The organism is Streptomyces solitudinis, from assembly GCF_036323765.1.
In the GTDB taxonomy this organism is placed as follows: domain Bacteria; phylum Actinomycetota; class Actinomycetes; order Streptomycetales; family Streptomycetaceae; genus Streptomyces.
The window spans coordinates 169,901-189,732 of the sequence record NZ_JAZDCW010000007.1 but is presented as its reverse complement, the minus strand read 5'-3'; the positions used below and the strand labels follow the sequence as shown (position 1 = coordinate 189,732).

22 protein-coding genes are annotated in these 19,832 nt (G+C 73.7%); 8 read left to right on the top strand and 14 right to left on the bottom strand.

Annotation, left to right across the window (positions count from 1 at the left end; all coding sequences use genetic code 11):
- Positions 1-11 precede the first annotated feature (11 nt).
- Both V1J52_RS19460 and V1J52_RS19455 read left to right on the top strand, forming a co-directional pair.
- Complete coding sequence (locus V1J52_RS19460) at positions 12-2,291, top strand: heavy metal translocating P-type ATPase (protein WP_330141166.1); 2,280 nt, start codon at positions 12-14, stop codon at positions 2,289-2,291.
- Positions 2,292-2,382: 91 nt separating this feature from the next.
- Positions 2,383-2,793 (top strand): four-helix bundle copper-binding protein, encoded by a 411-nt coding sequence (locus tag V1J52_RS19455; protein WP_330141165.1) that lies wholly within the window; start codon positions 2,383-2,385, stop codon positions 2,791-2,793.
- Between the two features lie 59 nt (positions 2,794-2,852).
- On the opposite strand, the gene V1J52_RS19450 is transcribed toward V1J52_RS19455, so the two are convergent.
- The 3 genes from V1J52_RS19450 to V1J52_RS19440 all read right to left on the bottom strand — a co-directional run bounded on the left by V1J52_RS19450 (position 2,853) and on the right by V1J52_RS19440 (position 4,352).
- Positions 2,853-3,446 (bottom strand): SMI1/KNR4 family protein, encoded by a 594-nt coding sequence (locus tag V1J52_RS19450; protein WP_330141164.1) that lies wholly within the window; start codon positions 3,444-3,446, stop codon positions 2,853-2,855.
- Positions 3,447-3,599: 153 nt separating this feature from the next.
- A complete protein-coding gene (locus V1J52_RS19445) occupies positions 3,600-3,836 on the bottom strand; it encodes a hypothetical protein (RefSeq protein WP_330141163.1) in 237 nt (78 codons plus the stop codon).
- A gap of 252 nt (positions 3,837-4,088) precedes the next feature.
- Entirely contained in the window at positions 4,089-4,352 is a 264-nt protein-coding gene (locus tag V1J52_RS19440; protein WP_330141162.1) for a hypothetical protein, read from the bottom strand.
- Between the two features lie 448 nt (positions 4,353-4,800).
- Between V1J52_RS19440 and helR the strand changes: the two genes are divergently transcribed.
- Positions 4,801-6,960, top strand: a complete 2,160-nt coding sequence (helR, locus tag V1J52_RS19435; protein ID WP_330141161.1) for an RNA polymerase recycling motor ATPase HelR — start codon at positions 4,801-4,803, stop codon at positions 6,958-6,960.
- Between the two features lie 49 nt (positions 6,961-7,009).
- Here helR and V1J52_RS19430 read toward each other — a convergent pair whose 3' ends face one another.
- Positions 7,010-7,357 (bottom strand): SCO4225 family membrane protein, encoded by a 348-nt coding sequence (locus V1J52_RS19430; RefSeq protein ID WP_330141160.1) that lies wholly within the window; start codon positions 7,355-7,357, stop codon positions 7,010-7,012.
- A gap of 767 nt (positions 7,358-8,124) precedes the next feature.
- Between V1J52_RS19430 and V1J52_RS19425 the strand changes: the two genes are divergently transcribed.
- From V1J52_RS19425 to V1J52_RS19415, 3 genes are all read left to right on the top strand, one after another.
- Complete coding sequence (locus tag V1J52_RS19425) at positions 8,125-8,643, top strand: hypothetical protein (protein WP_330141159.1); 519 nt, start codon at positions 8,125-8,127, stop codon at positions 8,641-8,643.
- A complete protein-coding gene (locus V1J52_RS19420; protein ID WP_330141158.1) occupies positions 8,640-9,047 on the top strand; it encodes a hypothetical protein in 408 nt (135 codons plus the stop codon). Before V1J52_RS19425 ends, V1J52_RS19420 begins: the two co-directional genes overlap by 4 nt.
- 115 nt (positions 9,048-9,162) lie before the next feature.
- Positions 9,163-9,996, top strand: a complete 834-nt coding sequence (locus tag V1J52_RS19415) for a TRM11 family methyltransferase (protein ID WP_330141157.1) — start codon at positions 9,163-9,165, stop codon at positions 9,994-9,996.
- A 57-nt stretch (positions 9,997-10,053) separates the two neighbouring features.
- On the opposite strand, the gene V1J52_RS19410 is transcribed toward V1J52_RS19415, so the two are convergent.
- Both V1J52_RS19410 and V1J52_RS19405 read right to left on the bottom strand, forming a co-directional pair.
- Positions 10,054-10,767: a hypothetical protein gene (locus V1J52_RS19410; RefSeq protein ID WP_330141156.1), complete on the bottom strand. Its 714-nt coding sequence runs from the start codon at positions 10,765-10,767 to the stop codon at positions 10,054-10,056.
- 115 nt (positions 10,768-10,882) lie between these two features.
- The gene (locus V1J52_RS19405; protein WP_330141155.1) at positions 10,883-11,986 is read right to left on the bottom strand and encodes a PP2C family protein-serine/threonine phosphatase; all 1,104 of its coding nucleotides are present in this window, start codon (positions 11,984-11,986) and stop codon (positions 10,883-10,885) included.
- A gap of 306 nt (positions 11,987-12,292) precedes the next feature.
- On the opposite strand from V1J52_RS19405, the gene V1J52_RS19400 reads away from it, so the two are divergent.
- Together V1J52_RS19400 and V1J52_RS19395 are read left to right on the top strand one after the other, a co-directional pair.
- Positions 12,293-12,568, top strand: coding sequence for an acyl carrier protein (locus V1J52_RS19400; RefSeq protein WP_330141154.1), 276 nt, complete (start codon positions 12,293-12,295; stop codon positions 12,566-12,568).
- 125 nt (positions 12,569-12,693) lie between these two features.
- Positions 12,694-13,452 carry an SDR family oxidoreductase gene (locus V1J52_RS19395; protein WP_330141153.1) on the top strand — a complete coding sequence of 253 codons (759 nt, stop codon included), beginning with the start codon at positions 12,694-12,696 and terminating at the stop codon, positions 13,450-13,452.
- A gap of 87 nt (positions 13,453-13,539) precedes the next feature.
- Here the strand turns inward: V1J52_RS19395 and V1J52_RS19390 are convergent, their stop codons facing one another.
- The 8 genes from V1J52_RS19390 to V1J52_RS19355 all read right to left on the bottom strand — a co-directional run bounded on the left by V1J52_RS19390 (position 13,540) and on the right by V1J52_RS19355 (position 19,821).
- Entirely contained in the window at positions 13,540-14,313 is a 774-nt protein-coding gene (locus V1J52_RS19390) for an alpha/beta fold hydrolase (RefSeq protein ID WP_330141152.1), read from the bottom strand.
- 101 nt (positions 14,314-14,414) lie between these two features.
- Positions 14,415-15,212, bottom strand: coding sequence for a VOC family protein (locus V1J52_RS19385; RefSeq protein WP_330141151.1), 798 nt, complete (start codon positions 15,210-15,212; stop codon positions 14,415-14,417).
- 172 nt (positions 15,213-15,384) lie between these two features.
- The gene (locus V1J52_RS19380; RefSeq protein ID WP_330141150.1) at positions 15,385-16,053 is read right to left on the bottom strand and encodes an enoyl-CoA hydratase-related protein; all 669 of its coding nucleotides are present in this window, start codon (positions 16,051-16,053) and stop codon (positions 15,385-15,387) included.
- 9 nt (positions 16,054-16,062) lie between these two features.
- The gene (locus tag V1J52_RS19375; protein WP_330141149.1) at positions 16,063-17,685 is read right to left on the bottom strand and encodes an AMP-binding protein; all 1,623 of its coding nucleotides are present in this window, start codon (positions 17,683-17,685) and stop codon (positions 16,063-16,065) included.
- A complete protein-coding gene (locus V1J52_RS19370) occupies positions 17,678-18,124 on the bottom strand; it encodes a thioesterase family protein (protein WP_330141148.1) in 447 nt (148 codons plus the stop codon). Before V1J52_RS19370 ends, V1J52_RS19375 begins: the two co-directional genes overlap by 8 nt.
- Positions 18,102-18,617 carry a holo-ACP synthase gene (locus V1J52_RS19365; RefSeq protein ID WP_330141147.1) on the bottom strand — a complete coding sequence of 172 codons (516 nt, stop codon included), beginning with the start codon at positions 18,615-18,617 and terminating at the stop codon, positions 18,102-18,104. Before V1J52_RS19365 ends, V1J52_RS19370 begins: the two co-directional genes overlap by 23 nt.
- Positions 18,593-19,528 (bottom strand): acyl-ACP desaturase, encoded by a 936-nt coding sequence (locus V1J52_RS19360; RefSeq protein ID WP_330141146.1) that lies wholly within the window; start codon positions 19,526-19,528, stop codon positions 18,593-18,595. Before V1J52_RS19360 ends, V1J52_RS19365 begins: the two co-directional genes overlap by 25 nt.
- A complete protein-coding gene (locus V1J52_RS19355) occupies positions 19,525-19,821 on the bottom strand; it encodes a hypothetical protein (protein WP_330141145.1) in 297 nt (98 codons plus the stop codon). Before V1J52_RS19355 ends, V1J52_RS19360 begins: the two co-directional genes overlap by 4 nt.
- Positions 19,822-19,832 lie beyond the last annotated feature (11 nt).

The window sequence follows — 19,832 nt, the reverse complement described above, 5'->3', positions numbered from 1 at the left end:
CGGGAGCAGTGATGACCACCGCCGCCCACCGCACAGCCGAGGTCGAACTCGCCATCGGTGGCATGACCTGCGCCTCGTGCGCCGCCCGCATCCAGAAGAAGCTCAACCGCATGGACGGGGTCGAGGCCACCGTCAACTACGCCACCGAGAAGGCGAAGGTCACCTACCGCGACGACGTGGACGTCGCCGACCTCGTCGCCACCGTCGAGGCCACCGGCTACACCGCAGCACCCCCGCCCCCGCCCCCCGCACCGGACGACACCCCCCGCGACGGCACCGCACCCGGCGCCGGCACGACGCCGGGCCCGGACGCCGAGCTGCTCACCCTGCGCCAGCGGCTCACCACCGCCGTCGTCCTCGCCGCGCCCGTCATCGTGCTGGCCATGGTCCCGGCCTGGCAGTTCACGTACTGGCAGTGGCTGTCCCTGACGCTGGCCGCCCCCGTCGTCACCTACGCGGCCTGGCCCTTCCACCGCGCGGCGTGGGCGAACGCCCGGCACGGCGCCGCCACCATGGACACGCTCATCTCGCTCGGCACCTCCGCCGCCTTCCTGTGGTCGCTGTGGGCGCTGTTCTTCGGCACCGCGGGCGAACCCGGCATGTCCCACCCCTTCGAACTGTCCGTGTCCCGCACCGACGGCGCCGGGAACATCTACCTGGAGGCCGCCGCCGGCGTCACCGCCTTCATCCTCGCCGGGCGGTACTTCGAGGCCCGCTCCAAGCGGAAGGCGGGCACCGCGCTGCGCGCGCTGCTGGAACTGGGCGCCAAGGAGGTCACCGTCCTGCGCGACGGGCGGGAGGAACGCGTCCCCACCGCGCGCCTCGCCGTCGGCGACCGCTTCCTCGTCCGGCCCGGCGAGAAGATCGCCACCGACGGACGCGTCGTCGAGGGCAGCTCCGCCGTGGACGCCTCGATGCTCACCGGCGAGTCCGTACCCACCGAGGTCGGCGCGGGCGACGCCGTCACCGGCGCGACCCTCAACGCCGGGGGCCGCCTCGTCGTGGAAGCCACCCGCGTCGGCTCCGGCACCCAGCTCGCCCGCATGGCCCGGCTCGTCGAGGACGCGCAGAACGGCAAGGCCGCCGCCCAGCGCCTCGCCGACCGCGTCTCCGCCGTCTTCGTGCCCGTCGTCATCGCCCTCGCGCTGGGCACCCTCGGCTTCTGGCTGGGCAACGGCGCGGGCCTCACCGCCGCGTTCACCGCCGCCGTCGCCGTCCTGATCATCGCCTGCCCCTGCGCCCTGGGCCTGGCCACCCCGACCGCCCTCATGGTCGGCACCGGGCGCGGCGCCCAGCTCGGCATCCTCATCAAGGGCCCGGAGGTCCTGGAGAACACCCGCAAGGCCGACACGGTCGTGCTCGACAAGACCGGCACCGTCACCACCGGCACCATGGACCTGCTCGCCGTCCGCACCGCCCCCGGCACCGACGAGGCCGACGTCCTGCGGCTCGCCGGCGCCCTGGAGAACGCCTCCGAGCACCCCGTCGCCCGCGCCGTCGCCGCCCGCGCCGCCGAACGCACCGGCTCCCCCCTGCCCGCACCCGAGGACTTCGCGGCCGTACCCGGCCTCGGCGTGCAGGGCGTCGTGGACGGGCACGCCGTCCTCGTCGGCCGCGAGAAGCTGCTCGCCGAGTGGTCCATCACCCTGCCGGACGCGCTGGCCGACGCGAAGACCGCCGCCGAGCAGGCCGGGCGCACCGCCGTCACCGTCGCCTGGGACGGGCGGGCCCGCGCCGTCCTGGAGGTCGCCGACGCGGTCAAGGACACCAGCGCCGAAGCCGTGCGGCAGCTCCGCGCCCTCGGCCTCACCCCCGTCCTCCTCACCGGCGACCACCGCGCGGTGGCCGAGTCGGTGGCCGCCGAGGTCGGCATCCACGAGGTCATCGCCGAGGTCATGCCCGAGGAGAAGGTGGACGTCGTCAAGCGGCTCCAGGCCGAGGGCCGCTCCGTGGCGATGGTCGGCGACGGGGTCAACGACGCCGCCGCCCTCGCCCAGGCCGACCTGGGCCTGGCCATGGGCACCGGCACCGACGCCGCCATCGAGGCGGGCGACCTCACCCTCGTCCGCGGCGACCTGCGCGTGGCCGCCGACGCCATCCGCCTGTCCCGCCGCACCCTCGGCACGATCCGGACCAACCTCGTGTGGGCCTTCGGCTACAACGTCCTGGCCCTCCCCCTGGCCGCCGCCGGACTGCTCAACCCGATGATCGCCGGAGCCGCCATGGCGTTCTCCTCCGTCTCCGTCGTCGCCAACAGCATGCGCCTGCGCACCTTCCGCTCCGCGCTGTGAACCGCGATCGGTGCGGGGCTGGTTTCACCTGCCCCGAACCGTGACACCCGTCCTGTGACCGTTCGACCCACACGTCACGGAGGCGAGAACCATGACCGTTCCGGTCAAGGACATGCTGGAGACCTACCCCGCCAGCCTCGGCAACGTGGACCGCGCGGCCATGATCCGCTGCATCGAGGAGTGCTTCTCCTGCGCCGAGGTTTGTACGGCCTGCGCGGACGCCTGCCTCTCCGAGGACATGGTCGCCGACCTGCGCAAGTGCATCCGCACCAACATGGACTGCGCGGACATCTGCGAGACGACGGGACGCGTCCTGTCCCGCCACACCGGCTACGACGCCAACCTCACCCGCTCGGTGCTCGAAACCTGCGCCGCGGCCTGCAAGGCGTGCGCCGACGAGTGCGAGCGCCACGCCGACATGCACGCCCACTGCCGCCTCTGCGCCGACGCCTGCCGCAGCTGCGAGACGGCCTGCAACGAACTGCTGGCCACCCTCGGCTGACGCCCCCGGGGCCGGGGCGTCAGCCCCGGCCCTCCTCGTGGGGCCTTATCGTCGTGCGGCTACCAGCTGAGCCTTCCGTCCCGTACGGACGGTGAGCACTGGGACGCGTACGTGATGTCCGACTGTCCTGTTTCCAGCACGTCGGCCATGGAGCGCAGAATTTCCCCCAGCGAGAAGGGGAACGCGTCCGGCGTACTTCCCTCCGCGAACGACATCATGCCCCCGGTCTCGGCGTCGATGAGAAGACCCTCGGGCACGTCGCTTAGCTGGACAACGGGAATCCACTGAGGCTTCCAGTAGTCCTCATCGCCCATGTCCTCGGCGATGTGCAGGTAGTCGGCGTGCTCACGGGCGATCTCCTCGCATCCCAGGAAGACGCAACCGTCAGGGAAGAGGGCGGAGTCGGGATGGGGCAGCAGTGCGGTCCCGCCACCCGGAATCGGTTCCTTCTCGTCTTTCACCGTGCTGCCGTTGCTGATGCTCAGCCATGCCCTGAGGGCTTCCGGAAGTCCGGTACCCAGCGACTCGGACAGTCTGTCGATCTCCTCCTGTGTCGCTGGCGGCCGCAGGGCCGCAGCGCTTTCCGGAGCGTGCGCGCGGACCCATCGAAGAATTCTGGCCCAGTTGGATGTGACGATGTCCGCTTCTGGCATGGCCTCTTCGTTCCCCACCTGCGCGATCCGCCGTGTCTCCTGTGCTTGTCTACTCAGCGGCACTGGTTCTGTCCAGCTGTCCTTGAGGGGCCAGGTGCACGCCGCAGGTCTGGCAGAGAAGCGCCAGAGCGGGGAGCACGACCGGGGCCGGGTTCACCCAGGCGGGACCAGGCCGTACCCCGCGTGGCACTTGTCGTGCAGCGGGAACCACCGCCCGTACTCCTGGATGTTCGCCGTGCGGTGCCCCAGGTCGCAGGTCTGGCCCGCTCGGTGGCACGCCTCCTCCGAGCCCAGTGACGCCCCGGGGAGGGCGCCGACGAAAAAGGTGACGCCAGTCCCCGTCAGGAGGAACACCGCGCTCAGGTGAACCAGGCGGGGCTGCGCCGCCATGCGCCCAAAAACAGCGGACGGCTCCAGAACCGCAGTGCGGTCATGAGGATCGGGGCGGGAACGACGGCGGCCATGGTCCTACCCCGACGGTTCTTCCCGCCCCACCGGACCGCCGTCCGGTGGGGCGGCCAAGGCAACGGCTCGCGGTGACCCTCAGCGGGCAGTAGTCCTCTGCTCGCTGCCGCCCTCCCCTCAGCCTCCGCACAGGGGTCGCTGTGCGGGAGGGGCGCGGGGCGGGGCCGTGAACGGGCGCTAGGCGGACTGGGCGAGGAAGGCGAGCAGTGCTGCTCCGGCTCCCAGGACGAGGACCTGGGCGGTGGCCGCGACGCGCCACCGCAGCGCGAGGAGACCGCCGCCGGTGACGACCGCGCCACCGGCCAGGATCCACATGCCCTGCCACGCCACCTCGGGCGCGCTGGAATCGCCGTTGCCGTCGTAGCTGTCGGCCCAGCCGGAGATCGCGTAGCCGTACACCAGCGCCGCGATGACCAGCAGGTCGAGGAGGAGCAGCGCCACGCTGACTCCCACCTGCTGCCTGGCCGGTGGCCCACCGCGTCGCTCCGTACCCACGGCTACCGCTCGTGGCAGTTCGTCGTCCGCATACCTCCAGCGTGCGGTGCTGACGGAGGAGGCACATGAGTACGGGTACTCATGTCACGGCCCCGGAGGCGTGGGGCCCCGGCTCCGCACCGGAAGCGCCGCCCGGGGCACGTGAAGCGGGGCGGGAACGACGAAGGGCAAGGACGGTTGACCCGTTCCTTGCCACTCTCAACGTATAGCGCACCGGGGGGCTTGCGGCAAGGCCCCCGTGGTGCCGCAGAATCGCCGACCGAAGCGGAAGACTCCGACGGAAACGGGATTCACGGGATGCATGTGTTGTTGTCGGCATACGGGGCGCGCGGGGCCGGCGGACCCGGGCGGGGCCCGCGGCACGGTCGCCGGAACCCGGTCCGGGGCTGGTGACGTGAACCCTCTCACCACCAGCGCGTTCGACCTCCCCGGCCACCTCTCCCCCAAGGCCGAGCCCGCGCTCATCGCGGACGACGAGCGGCACTTCGCGGCCGTCGCGGAGTGCCTGGAGCAGTCGGTCGCCGAGCTGTCCGGCCGCCTCGCCGCCGAGCGGCGGGCGCCCGGCGGCGCGGGCCGTCAGGCGATGGACCGCGACGCGGAGATCCACCGGCTGTCCACCCGCCTGCGCACGCTGCGCCGCTTCGGCCTGGACCTGTGCCTCGGGCGCATGGTCAGCGCGGACGACCCCGGCGAACCCGTGTACGTCGGACGGCTCGGCCTCTCCGACAGCACGGGCCGCCGACTGCTCGTCGACTGGCGCTCCCCCGTGGCCGAGGCGTTCTTCGGGGCCACCCACGCCCACCCGATGGGCCTGGTGAGCCGCCGCCGGTACCGCTGGACCCGGGGCCGGATCAGCGACTACTGGGACGAGGTGTTCACCCCGGACGGGTTGGCCGGGCACGCCGCGCTCGACGACCAGTCCGCCTTCATCGCCAGCCTGGGCGGCAGCCGCTCGTCCCGGATGCGGGACGTGCTCGGCACCATCCAGGCCGACCAGGACGCCGTCATCCGCGCGGGTTCGCGCGGCGCCCTCGTCGTCGACGGCGGTCCCGGCACGGGGAAGACCGTCGTCGCCCTGCACCGTTCCGCCTACCTCCTGTACTCCGACCCGCGCCTGGGCCACCGGCGCGGCGGTGTGCTGTTCGTCGGCCCGCACCAGCCCTACCTGGGCTACGTGGCGGACGTCCTGCCCAGCCTCGGGGAGGAGGGCGTGCGCACGTGCACCCTGCGGGACCTCGTCCCCGAGGGGGCCGCGGCGGTGGCCGAGTCCGATCCGGAGGTGGCCGCCCTGAAGTCGTCCGCGAGGCTGGTGGGGGCCGTCGAGGCGGCCGTCCGGTTCTACGAGGAGCCGCCCACCGAGGGGATGACGGTGGCGACCCACTGGTCGGACGTGTGGCTGGGCGCGGACGACTGGGCCGTGGCGTTCGAGGCGGCGGAGCCCGGGACCCCGCACAACGAAGCGCGTGAGCAGGTCTGGGAGGAGCTGCTGACGATCCTGGTGGACAAGCACGGCGACGGCGACGAGGACGTCTCGCCCGAGCTGCTCCGCGCGTCGCTGCGGCGGAACAGGGAGCTGTTCACGGCCTTCAGCCGCGCGTGGCCGCTCATCGACGCGGCCGACCTCGTCGGAGACCTGTGGTCGGTGCCCGCCTACCTGCGGATGTGCGCCCCCTGGCTCGGCGCCGACGACGTCCGGCGGCTGCGGAGACGGGACGCCCAGGCGTGGACGGTCTCCGACCTGCCGTTCGTGGACGCGGCACGGCAGCGGCTCGGTGACCCGGAGGCGTTCCGCCGCAGGCGTCGGCACGACGCCGCCGTCGCCGCCGAGCGCGAGCACCGGGCCAGGGTCGCCGACGCCCTGCTGGAAGCGGACGACGACGGCGAGGGCGTGGTGACGATGCTGCACGGCCAAGACCTCCAGGACACCCTGGTGGACGAGTCCGCGCGGCCGGGCGCCGAACGGGACGGGCTCGCCGGACCGTTCGCGCACGTCGTCGTGGACGAGGCGCAGGAACTCACGGACGCGGAGTGGCAGATGCTGCTGCTGCGGTGCCCGTCCCGGAGCTTCACCATCGTCGGGGACCGCGCCCAGGCCCGGCACGGGTTCACGGAGTCGTGGCGGGAGCGGCTGGAGCGGGTCGGGTTCGACCGGGTGCGCCTGGCGTCCCTGAGCGTCAACTACCGGACGCCGAAGGAGGTCATGGCGGAAGCCGAGCCGGTCATCCGGGCGGTGATCCCGGACGCCAACGTGCCGGCGTCCATCCGCAGCGGCGGCGTCCCCGTCGGGCACGGAAGCGCCTCGGACCTGGACTCCGTCCTGGACGCCTGGCTCGCCGCGCACGACCAGGGCACGGCCTGCGTCATCGGTGATCCCGCGTTCCGGGCGACGTCCCGGGTCCGGTCGCTGACCCCGGAGCTGTCGAAGGGGCTGGAGTTCGACCTGGTCGTCCTCGTCGATCCGGAGGCGTTCGGCACGGGCGTCGAAGGAGCGGTCGACCGCTACGTCGCCATGACCCGGGCGACCCGGCAGCTCGTCGTCCTCACCAGCCGCTGACTCCGGCCGGACGGCCGGAGCCGACGGCCGGGGGTGACGGCGGCCGGGCTCAGGTGGCCGGGTGCGCTTCCCGCGCCCCCAGCTTGCGGGCGAGCAGGCCGAGCAGCGCGGCGTTGACCAGGCCGCACAGTGCCACGACGGCGGAGAAGACCAGCGGGTTCAGCCATTCGGGGGACGCTCCCCACTCGGGGACCGCCAGGGCGACGACGATGCTGAGCGGCGCCGTGGCCATCAGCGGCCAGATCCCGGCGAACCCCGGGTCCGACGACAGGTACACGGCGTACAGGAAGAACACCAGCGACGCCGCGACCACGGCGAGGTACCCCCGCGCCAGCCAGTTGTCGGTGGCGGGCGAAAGGAGCCGGTGCAGGCGGCGCGGGCGGGACGTGTTCGGCATCGCGGTGTTCCTTCGCGTCGGTCAGGTCGTCGGTCCCACCATGGCCCGCGCGACGCGTGCGGGGATGAGTACACGTACTCATCCCCGCACGGGTGTTCTCCTGGGTAGCGCCGCCGCCGTGTTCAGGAGCGTCCAGTCGCCGGGCAGCCGGGGCAGGCGGGGGCGGGGGCCGTTCGCGGCGGAGGCGGTGGAGGGCCGCCGCGCCGAGGGAGAGGCCCCGCAGGACGAAGAGGGCGTACCAGACGAGGCCCCAGGCGCTGGCCGGGTGGGCGTCCTGTGCGGCGAACGCCGGGGCGGAGACGACGCGTTCGGCCGCGAGCAGGTACCGCAGCGCGAAGTAGGTGAAGCCCCACAGCGTCATCCCGGCGGCGGCGAGCAGCGCCGGGACGGCGAGCAGGCGGCCCGGGAGCCGCCGTCCCCACGGGCGGACGAGGGCCAGGGCGGGCACCGCGCCCGCCACCGCCACGGCGCCCATCAGCCAGTAGCCGACGCACGATCCCGCCGTCAGCCTCCGGGAGGACCCGGGGCAGCCCCGGGTGCCGCGCCCGGCGCTCGGGCGGCGGGCGTCGAGCGCCTTCTTCAAGGAACGGGTGGTGGACCCTCCCGCCCACCCTCCCCGCAGGCCGGCGCCCAGCCGGTGTGACGGTCCGCATCCGGGTCGCCACGGGGCGCGTTCCCGGTGTAGCGTGCCGCACAACAAACGACCCCCGGCGGTGCTACCAACACCGGTCGGGGGTCTGACCACCAAGATCGGTAAGGACGATCTCATGGCTGACGCCCAGTTTAGTGGCGCCCCGCGCCCGTACACGCCTCCCATGGCCTCGCCCGGCTACGGGAAGCGCTCCGTTCCCGAGCGGCCCGCCCGCCGGCCGGGGCAGTTCGCCCACCTCCCGGCCCGCGAGGCGGCCGTCGCCACCCACATCGACCGGCTCCCCGACGGCGCCGCCATCGACAACAAGACCCTCGCCCGCGAACTGGCCGCCTACGGGCAGCAGGCCGTGCGCTCCGCGCTGGCCGCGCTGTCCGTGGCCGGGCACCTGCGCCGGGTCCGCGAGACCGTCGGGGAGGGGCACACGCAGTGGGTGTACCGCACCTACTTCTCCCGGGCCGCCCGGGACGACGCCTGGTGGGCCGCCTTCCTGGACGGCGGGGCCCCGCAGGCGGCCGGGCAGGCGGCCGGGCAGCCCCCGCAGGCGGCGCCCCGGCTCCGGGCGGCGCTCCGGTGCCGCCGCGCACCGCCGGGTACGACGTCCTGGCCACGCTCGGCCACACCGATCCCCGCATGACGCTGTCGGCCGCCGACTGCGCCGCGCTGGCGCCCGTCGCCGCCGCGTGGCTGGCCAGGGGCGCGACGGCCGCGCAGCTCACCCACGCCCTCACCGCCGGACTGCCGCCCGAGGTGCACTGCCCCGGTGCGCTGGCCCGCACCCGCCTGACCGCGAAGATGCCACCCGAACCGGTGAGGCGGGACGCCCCCGCGCCGGTGCGCCGCCTCGTGGAGTGCACCGGATGCGGCCGTCCCGGGCGGCCCGAGGCGCTGCCCGGCGGCCTGTGCCGGGACTGCCGGGGCGTGCGGCTGCCCGGCGGTCCCGGGCAGGCAGGCGACCGGACGCGCCGCGCCCGCACCCGGGCCCACGCCGACCGCGTCCGCGCGGCCGTGGCCGGAGCCGGGGCCGGACGGCGAGGCTGACGAGCGGCAGCGGACGCACCGGCCGGGCGGCGGGCGGGCAGCGGTCAGCGGGCGGCCGGGCGGGCCGGACTCGTTACGATGTCATGCACCCACCCCGCTAGCAGAGGTCACCTCCGTGGAGAAGCAGTCGCGCAAGCGCCCAGACGGCCGCGCCACGACCGACGTCATCCTCAGCTCGTACGTGGGGGCGAACGCTCCGGTCTTCCGTGACATCCTGCGCATGTTCGTGCCGACGGGATCGACCGTCGCGGACGTCACCTGGGGCAAGGGCGCCTTCTGGGCGCAGGTGCCGGACGGCCTCTACGACGTGAAGCCCACGGACATCCAGACGGGCGTCGACTGCCGGGACCTGCCCTACGAGGACGGCTCGATCGACGCCCTGGTGCTCGACCCCCCGTACATGGAAGGGCTGTTCCGCAAGAACACCGGACACATGGCCGGGTCCGGCACGCACAGCGCCTTCCGGGAGCGGTACAGCGACAGCAAGGCCACCGAACACGTCGAGGGCGCCCCGAAGTGGCACGACGCGGTTCTCGACCTCTACTTCAAGGCCGCGTGGGAGGCCAAGCGCGTCCTGCGCAACTACGGCGTGTTCATCGTGAAGTGCCAGGACGAGGTGTCCGCCAACCGGCAGCGGCTCACCCACGTGGAGATCATCAACGAACTGGCCGAGGACTTCTACTGCAAGGACCTGTTCGTCATCACCCGTCCGAACAAACCCGGTGTGGCGCGGCTGGTCCGGCAGGAGCACGCCCGCAAGAACCACTCGTACTTCCTGGTGTTCATCAAGCGGAACCCTGAATTCCCCCGCCGTATCCGGCCGACCGGCAGGGAAGCCGCCGCGATGGGGCTCCGCCCGGTCGAGCCGTGGCCCGGCGAGACACCGTCCACACCGCCCCTGCCGCTCTCGGAGGACATGCCGGTCCCCCCGGACGAGGGCCTCTTCTAGCGCCGCGCCCCGGAAGAAGCAGGGCGGTGTGGTCCGCCGCCGCGTCGTCCGGGGCGTTCACAGCCCGAAGTCCAGCGCCTGCTGGACGGTCTCCCCGTCCGCCGCGGCCTCTTCCGCGACCACGCCCTGCTGAGCGGGGCCTTCGCCCCGCGCCCGCTCCTTGACGATCCGGTCGAACAGCACGAAGGGGTCGCGGACGTACGGCGGGCCCGGGTCCAGGTCTATCCCGATGTTCGTCTTGATGAGGTTCCGCTGCTGGTAGCGCGTGTAGTGCCTGGCCGCTCCGCGCGTCGCGCCCGCCATCGTGGGCAGCTCCTCGTTCCTGGCGAACACGAAGTCCCACTGCCCCGTGAAGGCGTGGATGTTCACGGCCACCACGTCGAACTCCCCGACGAGGAGCGCCGTCGTCTCGACGGAGCTGCCGTCCCTGAAGACCACCGTGCGCCGGTCGCTCGCGTCGCACTGGTAGAAGGGCTCCACCCGTCCGCTGCGCCTGCGCGGCGCCATGCTCGCCGTCTGGATGCTCTTCACCTCGACGGCGATGGGGTGCCCCAAGTAGGTGACGATCAGGTCGCCCTTCTCCGTCCGGTCGTGGTCGTCCGGCTTGTAGACGGCGGAGATGCCGGGGTGGTCGTGGAAGTACATGTGGCGGCACTTGATCTCCGCCGCGTAGCCCATGACGAACGAACGCAGGCTGGGATTGTCCGTCAGCAGCTCGTTGATCTCGTCATAGCTCAGATCCCAGTCCTCCAGGAAGCCCACGCCGCTCACGCCCCGTCTTCAGCCGCTGACCCGTCCGCACCCGGCCGAAAGACTAGCGGGCCCCGGGGACAGGGCTCAGCCGGGCACCACGCCGCCCGGCCCGGACCACGGGCGGGGCGGCGGGTCAGGCGGTCACGCGCTCCACGGCCAGGAGGGCGACGTCGTCGTCCAGGTCCCCCGAGGCGTGGCGCAGCAGGTCGGTGCGCAGCGCGTCGACCATCGCGTCCAGCGGCGCGGTGGCGTGGGCCTGGGCGCGGGCGGCCAGCGGGAAGAAGACGCCCTGCCCGTCCCGGGCCTCGATGACGCCGTCGGTGTAGAGCAGCAGCCGGTCACCGGGCGCGAAGGGCACCGTCTCCGCCGTGCGGCCGCCCTCCACGAGGTCCCCCAGGCCGACGGGTGTCCCGTACCGCTCCAGCGGGCAGGCCGCGACCCGGCCGTCCCGCACCACCAGCGGGACCGGGTGCCCGCAGTGCACGACGCGGACGACGGGCTCCCCGGGGATCTCCACGAGCAGGGCGGTGGCGAACCGCTCGGTGAAGTCCTCGGCGTCACGGGCGGACTGGACGTGCCGCTGCGCCGCCTCCTCCAGCCGTTCCGCCACGTCGGCGATCCGCCGTTCCCGGTGGGCCGCCTCGCGGAACGCGCCGAGCAGCGCCGCCGACGCCCCCACGGCGGGCAGGCCCTTGCCCCGCACGTCGCCGATGAGCACCCGCACCCCGAACGGTGTGCGCAGGGCCTCGTAGAAGTCGCCCCCGATGCGGGCCTCGGCCTCCGCCGCCAGGTAGATGCTGCGCAGCCGGACGGCGCCCACGCGGGCGGGCGGCGGACGCAGCAGGGCACGCTGCGCCGCCTCCGCCACCGAGCGGACCTGCCGCAGCTCCCGTTCGCGCGCCTGCCGCAGCCAGCACCCCAGGGCGCTGGCGAGCGCCACGGCGACGACGGCCACCAGCGTCACCCGGGACTCGGCCTCCCACCACACGCCCTGCACGAGGTCGAGGGCGACGGCGACGGCGAGGGTGGCGAGGCCGGTGGCCGCCGTCGTACGGAGCCCGGTGACGGCCGCCGCCAGCGCGGGAACGGCCGCCATCACGGGATCGACGTGCAGGTACACCGGCACCGACAGCTCCGCCACGGCCGCCGCGGCGAGCAGCGCGAACAGGAGGAAGGCGGTCAGACGGCGCCGTGCGGCGGTCGGGTGGAGGTCCGGGGCTCCGGTCCACTCGGGCATCGCGGTCCTCCGCTGGGGTTCGGTACGCGGGGCGGGCGTCTCGCGGCCGCGAACCGCCGGCCGTCCGCCGTGCCGTCGCCCGCCCCTCCCCGGTGGGGCAAGAAGTCACCATACGGGACGAAACGGCCTCCTCCGGTGCGGACCGCCGCCCCTCGCGCCGCCGCGGCCGTGCGCCGTCCGGCCATCGGGGTGAACCCTGCCCCGGCCCGGCCCGTGCCGCCCGCACACCGGACGGGGAGCGGGGCCAGGCTGGGGCGCGGCGGTGCCCCACGGCCGCCGCCACGTCGCCGACCCGGAGGAAGTGCCATGTCCCAGACCACGTCCGTGGCGTACCAGTTCGTCATCAGCGAGCTGACCGACACCTTCGGCATGCTCCCGGAGGACCTGCACCCCGGGGCCAACTTCGCCGAACTGGAGATGGACTCGCTCGCCCTCGCCGAGTTCGCCGCCATCGTCGAGGAGCGCTTCGGGCTCACCCTGGACCGGCTGCGGCCCACCGCGACGCTCACCGAGGCCGCCGACCTCATCGACCGCGCCGCCGACGCCTACCTCGCCGCCGCCGAGGCCGCCGACGGCCGGTAGCACCCGCCCGCGTCCCCCGACCGCCCGTCGCCCGATCGGCCGCGCCCGGCGGGCCGGGTCCCGCCCCCGCCCCGCAACCTGGGGGCCGGGAGGCGGACGGGCCCCCACCGGCGGAAGGACGAACGATGGACGAGACGCGGTACGGCGGCCAGTACGCCGACCTCAGCGGCAAGCAGGCCCTGGTGACGGGCGGTGCGCGCGGGCTGGGGGCCGCCATCGCCCGGCGGCTGGCCCGCAGCGGCGCGGCCGTGCGCGTGGCGGACGTGCGCTGGCAGGAGGCCGAGGACCTGTGCGCCGCGCTCAAGGCCGACGGCTGGGACGCCCGCTTCGTCGAACTGGACATCCGCGACCCGCGGGCCGTCGCCGAGGCGTTCACCGCGCTGGACGGCGCGGGGCTGCCGCCGGACATCCTCGTCAACAACGCCGCCGTGGACGTCACCAAGCCCATCGAGCACCTGACCGCCGACGAGGTGACCCGCGTCGTCACCACGAACCTGCTCGGCCCGATGTACCTGTGCCTGGAGGGCTACCGCCGCATGGTGGCGCGCGGCGGCGGCCACATCGTCAACATCCTCTCCACGGCCTCGCTGCGCACCTGGACGGAGGCCGCCCCCTACGCGGCGGGCAAGTCGGGGCTGCGGGCGTTCACGCACGCCCTGTTCCAGGAGGCCCAGCGCGACTGTCCGGGCATCGGCGTCACCGGCATCGTCGCGGGCGGCATGGAGACGCCCTTCATCCTGGAGCGCTTCCCCGACGCGGACACCTCCAAGCTCCAGAGCCCGGACATCGTCGCGGACACCGTCCTGTACGCCCTGTCCGTGCCGCCGACCAGCGCCGTCGGGGAACTGGCGGTGCTGCCCCGCAAGGAGCCGTCCTGGCCCTGACGCCCGCCGGTCGCCGACACCCGGCGCCCGGAGCCGGGCACCCGCGCCCGCCCGGCACCCGGTGTCCGCGCCCCCGCCCGGTGACGGCTACGGGGCGCCGACGAAGGCGACCAGCTCCCGGGTGAAGTCCGGGTGCACCACCGCGCTGAGGTGGTCCCCGGGGACCGTGCGCAGCACCGCCTGCGGCAACGCGTCCGCCAGCACCCCGGGCCGGACGGCGAGCCGGTCCTCCTCGCCCGCCATGACGAGCGCCGCCGCCCGGACGTCCGCGAACGGCACGCCGCCGGTGTGGACGGCCCGCGCCTGCGCGACCAGCGCCTCGCGGTCGGCGCCGGTGGCGTCGGCGAAGGCGCGGAAGGCCGCGGCGTCCTCGTTGGTGACCGACGACGGGTCGTCCGTCTCCAGCGCGTGCAGCAGCTCCCGGCCGCCGGTCGCCCGGGTGTCCACGCCGCCCCGTTCCACGACGCCCGCACCCACCCCGGCCACGACCAGGCGGCGCACCCGCCCGTCCCGGGCCGCCGTCAGCAGCGCGACGATGGCGCCCATCGAGTACCCGGCGAGGTCGTAGCGCTCCTCGCCCAGCAGGTCGACGAGGGCCACGACGTCCTCTGCCATGCGCCCCTCGCCGTAGCGGGCCGGGTCGTGCGGCTTGCCCGAGGCGCCGTGCCCGCGCGCGTCGAGCGTCACCACGCGGCGCCCGGCGGCGGTCAGCGCCTCGACGATGCCCGGGTCCACCCAGTTGATCCGCGAGTCCGCGGCGTATCCGTGGTGCAGCACGACGGCGGGCAGGGCCGAGCGCCGTTCCCACCCCCACAGCCGGTAGGCGATCTCCACCCCGTCGGAGGCCGTGAACGTCGTCATCCCCGCCGTACTCATCCGCATGCCCGCCATCCTCACGGGTGCGGGGCGTGCTGGGAACAGGCGAAACCACCAGCCCCGGCGGAACGCGCCCGGCAGCCGCCTCAGCCCTGCCCGGCCGGGGTGAGGACGACGAAGTCCGCACCGGCCTGGTCCACGCACACGGCGAGCCGCCCGACGCCCTCCGCGTCCTCGGGCCCCATCTGCACGCTGCCGCCGTTCCCCGTGACCCTGGCGACCGCCGCGTCGCAGTCGGTCACCGCGAAGACCGGGTGCCAGTACGGCCTGCCCCCGGCCAGCGCCAGGTACTCGGACGGCAGCTCCATGATCCCGCCGAACATCCGCTCGTCGCCCTGCCCGGACGGCGTCACCATCGAGTAGACGCCGCCGCCGGGCATCGCCATGTCGGTGCTCGTCCAGCCGAAGAGGGCGCCGTAGAAGGCCCGCGCGTCCACCGCGTTCGTCGTGTACAGCTCGGTCCAGCACAGGGAGCCCGGCACGTCGGCCACCTCGACGCCGGTGAAGGTGCCCGGCTCCCAGACGGCGAACTCGCCGCCCTGGGGGTCGGTGAGCTGGGCCATCCGGCCCGCCCCGGCCATCTCCGCCGGCGGCACCCGCACGGTGCCGCCCAGCCGCTCGGCGTCGGCCACCGTCTTCTCGACGCCGGGCACGCTGTAGTAGAGCGTCCAGGCCGAGCGCGCTCCCGGCTCCGTCAGGCGGCCCATCCCCCCGACGGCCCCGCCGTCCAGCCGGAACTCCCCGTACCCCCCGTCACCGCCCTCGGCCATCGGGCGGAACTCCCAGCCGAACACCGCGCCGTAGAAGGCCGCGGCGGTGTCCGGGTCGGGCGCCCCGAGGTCGAGCCAGCAGGGCGAACCGGGTACGGCGTCAGTGGTGATCATGGTGAAGCCCCTTCGCGAGCGTCCTCCGAAGACCTGCTGGCTTCAGCGTGACACCCGCCGCTGCCACCCGCTTCCCGACGGCCGTGCCACCGGCCGCCCGCCCCGCCCCGCGCCACGGGGCGGCGGGCGGCGGGGCAGCGGGGCAGCGGGCGGGACGGGCGGCGGGCGGGCGTCAGCCCTGCACGGGGGTGCGCAGGGAGGCGAGGACCTCGGAGTAGAGCATCTCCTTGATCTGGCCGCGGGCCGGGTTGCCCTTGCCCGCGAGCGGGCCCGCCAGCTCCACGGCGGCGGCCAGCACCTCGTCGGCGCCCGCGGTGCCCGCCACGATCCCGGCGGCCAGGGCCTGCTCGCCGCCGTAGCGGCGGCCGGTGGTCATGGCCTCGTGAGCGGTCGCCGGGGACAGGCGCGCCCGGATCAGGTCCGACATGCCCCGCTGGAACGGCAGGCCGAGATCGACCTCCGGCAGGCAGAAGTAGCCGCGGTCCGCGCGCATCACCCGCAGGTCGTGGGCCAGCGCCCACATGGCCCCGGCCGCGAACGTGTGCCCGTTCAGGGCGGCGACCGTGGCCACCGGCGAGGCCAGGGTGCGGGCGAGCAGCGCGTGGACCCGGTCGAGGTAGGCCACGGCCTGGTCGCTGTTGGCGCCCATCCAGTCCAGGTCGAGGCCGTTGGACCAGAACTTGCCGCTGCCCGCCGTGACCAGCGCCCGCGGTCCCTCCGTGCCCTCCACCTCGTCGAGCGCGGCCTCCACCGCGGCGAGCCAGTCCGGGTGGAACCGGTTCTCGTTGTCGGCGTCGAGGTGCAGGACGAAGACGTCGCCGTCCCGTTCCAGCTTCGGCATGCGTGGCTCCTATCGGGTTGTGGTGTCCGTGCCCGCGCGCGCGGGCGGATCGAGGGTCAGCCCCTCTAGTTCCCCCTGCTGGTAGGACCGCACGATCGCGCGGCGTTGCAGCTTCCCGCTGCTGGTGCGGGGGAGCTGCCCGGGGCGCAGGTAGTGCACGTCCTCGGTGCGGACCGTCACGCCGACCGCTCCCACCAGGTGCTCCACGATCCGTGCCCGGCTGCCCTCGACGTCCTCGCGCGCCGGGCGGTCCACCTCGGCCAGGACGACGATCCGGCTGTCGGCCTGCACGACGGCGGTCCGGCCCTCGCGCACGAACGGAAGCCGCTCCAGGGCCTGTTCGAAGTCAGCGGCGAAGTAGCTCTGGCCGCCCACCTTGATCCGGTCGCTGATGCGGCCCGTGACGAACAGCTCGCCCCCGTCGGTGAAGCCGATGTCGCCGGTGGCGTAGAAGCCGCCGTCCCCGGGCAGCGGGCTCCCGGCGTCGAAGTAGGAGTCGGCCAGGCTGCCCCCGGCCAGCTCGATCTCGCCCAGCTCGCCGTCCCCGCACACCCGCCCGTCCTCGTCGCGCAGCCGCACGGTGAACTCCGGCATGGGGCGGCCCACCGAGATCGTCGGCACGCCCGAGGGCGAGGTGACGACCCGGACCTCGCTGGCCACCGGGCGGCTGGACACCAGCAGCACGGCCTCGGCCATGCCGTAGCAGGGCATGAACACGTCGCTCCGCAGCCCGGCCGGTGCCATCAGCTCCGAGAAGGCGCGCAGGTTGGGCAGGTTGATGGGCTCGCTGCCGAGGTAGATCGCCCGCGTCCCCGACAGGTCGATCGCGGCCAGCTCCTCCGCGTCGAGGTCCTGCATCAGCTTGAGGGAGTAGTCGACGGCGAAGTTGGGGATCACCGTGCCCATGGTGCGCTCCCGGGCCATGTGCTCCCACCAGCCGCGGGCGTCGAACAGGAACGTCACCGGCTCGGCGAGCAGCAGGTCGCAGCCCACCGCGAAGCACGAGAGCATGCCGCCGACCAGGCCCATGTCGTGGTAGAGCGGCAGCCAGCTGCTCACCCTCTCCTCGGGCGTGCGGCCGTCGGTGCGGGTGATCATCGTCAGGTTCGCACGGAGCCGGCCGTGCCGGACGGGCACGCCCTTGGGGAAGGACGTCGAGCCAGAGGAGAACTGCACGAACGCCAGCTCGTCGTCCCCCGGCGTCCGCAGCCTCGCGCCCGGCCTGCGGGCGTCCGCCGGGGGCAGGGGCAGGGCGTCGACGGGCACGTCCACGGTGGCGAGGCTGGGCACCCGCAGCACCCGGGCCGCGCCGAAGTCCCGCGCGACCCGGGCCAGGAAGTCCTGGTAGGGCTCCCTCGGCGTGTTCATCACCAGCGGCTTGACGGACAGCGGGACGGCGCCGATCTCCAGCAGGGCCAGGAAGGAGAAGATCACCGGCGTGGACGTCTCGAAGGGGAACAGCACCCGCGTGCCCGGCCCGACCCCCTGCTCCCGGAAGGCGTCCGCGTACCCGGCGACGCGCTCGGGGAACTCGCGGTAGGCGGTGAACCCGGGCGGGTCGGTGAACTTCTCGTACAGGTACAGGCCCCGGCCGGGCGGGCTCTCCTGGTTGCGCTGCACGTACTCAAGCACCGCGCGTCTCCCCCTCCTGCGTCGTGTCCTGCGTGGTGGCGGCCGAGACGAAGTCCTGCATCGAGACGAGGCAGCGCTGCCGGGCGTCCAGGAACGCCACCGTGACGAGGGCGTCCACCGCGGGCGCGTCCTCAGCCGCGGGCGCGTCCTCAGCCGTACCGCGCCCGTCCGGCGGCACCCCGGGCCCGTCCGGACCGGGGAGGTGGATGCGCTGGCGGAACCGCGCCCGGTAGGTGAGGCCGTCCTCGTCGTACTCCTCGGCCGTCGGCGAGTCGAGGACGGTGCGGACCTCCACCCGGCCGCGCGGGATCTCCGCCCGGTAGTCGATCTCCGTGCGGGCGACCACCGCGATCATGCGGTCCCCGTGCGCGAGCCCCTGGCGGCCGAGCCAGTCCCACCGGCCGGCCTCCAGGTACTCAAGCGCGACCGCGTTGTTCACGTGCCCGAGTGCGTCCAGGTCGTTGGGACGCACCGGAAGCACGAGCCGTGATTCGCTGAAGAACACCTCGCACCGCTCCATGGATCGTGCCGGAGAAACCTGTCAGTGCCCGGGCGCCGGTGACGACGACCACGGACGATACGAACCCGCCGCTGTGCGAGATGGAGACGCGCACCCGCAGCCGCCGGCGGGCCAGGTGCTCCGCCAGCGCGCCGTGGGCGGCGAACCCGGGGGCGCCCCGCCGGTCGTGGACCAGCTCGGCGTCCGTCCAGAACCAGGTCCCGGAGGCCGTCGGAAGCGCCTTGAACAGGGCCTCCTTGGCCGCGAAGCCGCCCGCCATGCTCTCCAGCGGCGTGGCCGCCGCCGCGAAGTGGCGCAGCTCCGCCGGTGTGAAGAAGACCCCGGGTTCGCGCAGGGCCACGGTGGCCTCCAGTTCGCTGACCGCCTGGAGGTCGTGCCCCAGGCCGATCAGCTCCCGACGAGATCCATCCACGTGTCCTCGACCTCGTCGCGGGACCGCACCTCGATCCCGGTGATCTTCTTGAGCGCGCCGCAGATGAGCTGCTCCTTCTTCTCCAGCGCCTCGGGGCGGAAGTCGTTGTCCCCCGTGTCGAGGTGGTCCCACCAGTTGACGTGGGTGCCCCGGTCCTCGCGCTGCTCCCGGGCGCTGCCCAGCAGCTCCCCGTCCTCGCGGAGGAAGAGGTGCGCCACCGCGAACGCGTCCTTGGCCGGGTACTCGCCGCTGTCCACGAGGGCCTTGGCGAAGGAGACGAAGTAGTTGCGGTGCTGGATCTCGTCGGCGGCGACCTGCTTGAAGATGCGGCGCAGCCCGTCGTCCTCGATGACGTGCTGGCACTGCCCGTAGTTCACCGCGGCCGTGATCTCGGAGATCGCCAGCAGCACCAGGGTGCGGAGCATGTCGTCGTCGGGGAAGACCTGGCGGAACTGGATGAAGGTCGCGTCGTCGACCGGCTCCATGCCGCTGACGTCCGCCAGACGGTTGAAGACCGTCTCGTGGTGCGCCTCCTCCTCGTTCCAGTAGCGGCTCCAGGTACCGCACGCCTCCATGATCGCGGCGACCGTCGGGTTCTTCGCCTGCCAGCGCTTGACCTCGGCCTCGGCCTGGCGCTCCAGCCGGTCCGCGCCCGGCTTGGTGGTCAGCTCGGCCCGGCCGGCGTTCCACACGAGGCTGCGGTCCAGCGGCGTGAGGCGGTCCACGTCGACGGCGCCGAGCATCTCCACGACGCTCCACCGCCGCGACTCGTGCAGCCGGTGCTGCTCCCAGGTCACGTCCACCAGGGACATGTTCCGCCGGGTCAGCGCGTCGTAGAGGTCGGTGATGATGGCGGGCTGCCCGGCGGGGACAGCCGGACGCGTGGTGCTGTCGGTCTGGGCGATGCTCACGTGGCGGCCTCCTTCTTCTGGCGCTCGAATTCCTCCAGGAACGTCTTCAGGACCGTCGACGTCGGCGTGTCGAGCGGCAGCGCCGGAAGGCGCACGCGGACGCCGTAGTCCTTGCGGAGGGCGTTGGCCGTGCGGGCGAACGCCTCCATGAGATCGATGCTGTTGGTCATTTTCGGGCTGCGGCTGATCACCGCGGCCAGTGTCACGTCGTCGGAGAACAGTTCCTCGTCCGTAAGACCTGCATGCTCGGCGAATTTCTGCCGGATGTAGGAATCCACCCCAGGCGTCGTCATGCTCACAATCA

What these genes read in the sequence shown, in the direction of transcription:
- V1J52_RS19380 (WP_330141150.1), bottom strand. Translation starts at nt 16,053, where the DNA reads ATGCCGAAGCTGGAACGGGACGGCGACGTCTTCGTCCTGCACCTCGAC.
- V1J52_RS19355 (WP_330141145.1), bottom strand. Translation starts at nt 19,821, where the DNA reads ATGACGACGCCTGGGGTGGATTCCTACATCCGGCAGAAATTCGCCGAG.
- V1J52_RS19460 (WP_330141166.1), top strand. Translation starts at nt 12, where the DNA reads ATGACCACCGCCGCCCACCGCACAGCCGAGGTCGAACTCGCCATCGGT.
- V1J52_RS19420 (WP_330141158.1), top strand. Translation starts at nt 8,640, where the DNA reads ATGACGCTGTCGGCCGCCGACTGCGCCGCGCTGGCGCCCGTCGCCGCC.
- V1J52_RS19430 (WP_330141160.1), bottom strand. Translation starts at nt 7,357, where the DNA reads ATGCCGAACACGTCCCGCCCGCGCCGCCTGCACCGGCTCCTTTCGCCC.
- V1J52_RS19395 (WP_330141153.1), top strand. Translation starts at nt 12,694, where the DNA reads ATGGACGAGACGCGGTACGGCGGCCAGTACGCCGACCTCAGCGGCAAG.
- V1J52_RS19450 (WP_330141164.1), bottom strand. Translation starts at nt 3,446, where the DNA reads ATGCCAGAAGCGGACATCGTCACATCCAACTGGGCCAGAATTCTTCGA.
- V1J52_RS19445 (WP_330141163.1), bottom strand. Translation starts at nt 3,836, where the DNA reads ATGGCGGCGCAGCCCCGCCTGGTTCACCTGAGCGCGGTGTTCCTCCTG.
- V1J52_RS19390 (WP_330141152.1), bottom strand. Translation starts at nt 14,313, where the DNA reads ATGACGACGTTCACGGCCTCCGACGGGGTGGAGATCGCCTACCGGCTG.
- V1J52_RS19400 (WP_330141154.1), top strand. Translation starts at nt 12,293, where the DNA reads ATGTCCCAGACCACGTCCGTGGCGTACCAGTTCGTCATCAGCGAGCTG.
- V1J52_RS19405 (WP_330141155.1), bottom strand. Translation starts at nt 11,986, where the DNA reads ATGCCCGAGTGGACCGGAGCCCCGGACCTCCACCCGACCGCCGCACGG.
- V1J52_RS19455 (WP_330141165.1), top strand. Translation starts at nt 2,383, where the DNA reads ATGACCGTTCCGGTCAAGGACATGCTGGAGACCTACCCCGCCAGCCTC.
- V1J52_RS19425 (WP_330141159.1), top strand. Translation starts at nt 8,125, where the DNA reads ATGGCTGACGCCCAGTTTAGTGGCGCCCCGCGCCCGTACACGCCTCCC.
- V1J52_RS19385 (WP_330141151.1), bottom strand. Translation starts at nt 15,212, where the DNA reads ATGATCACCACTGACGCCGTACCCGGTTCGCCCTGCTGGCTCGACCTC.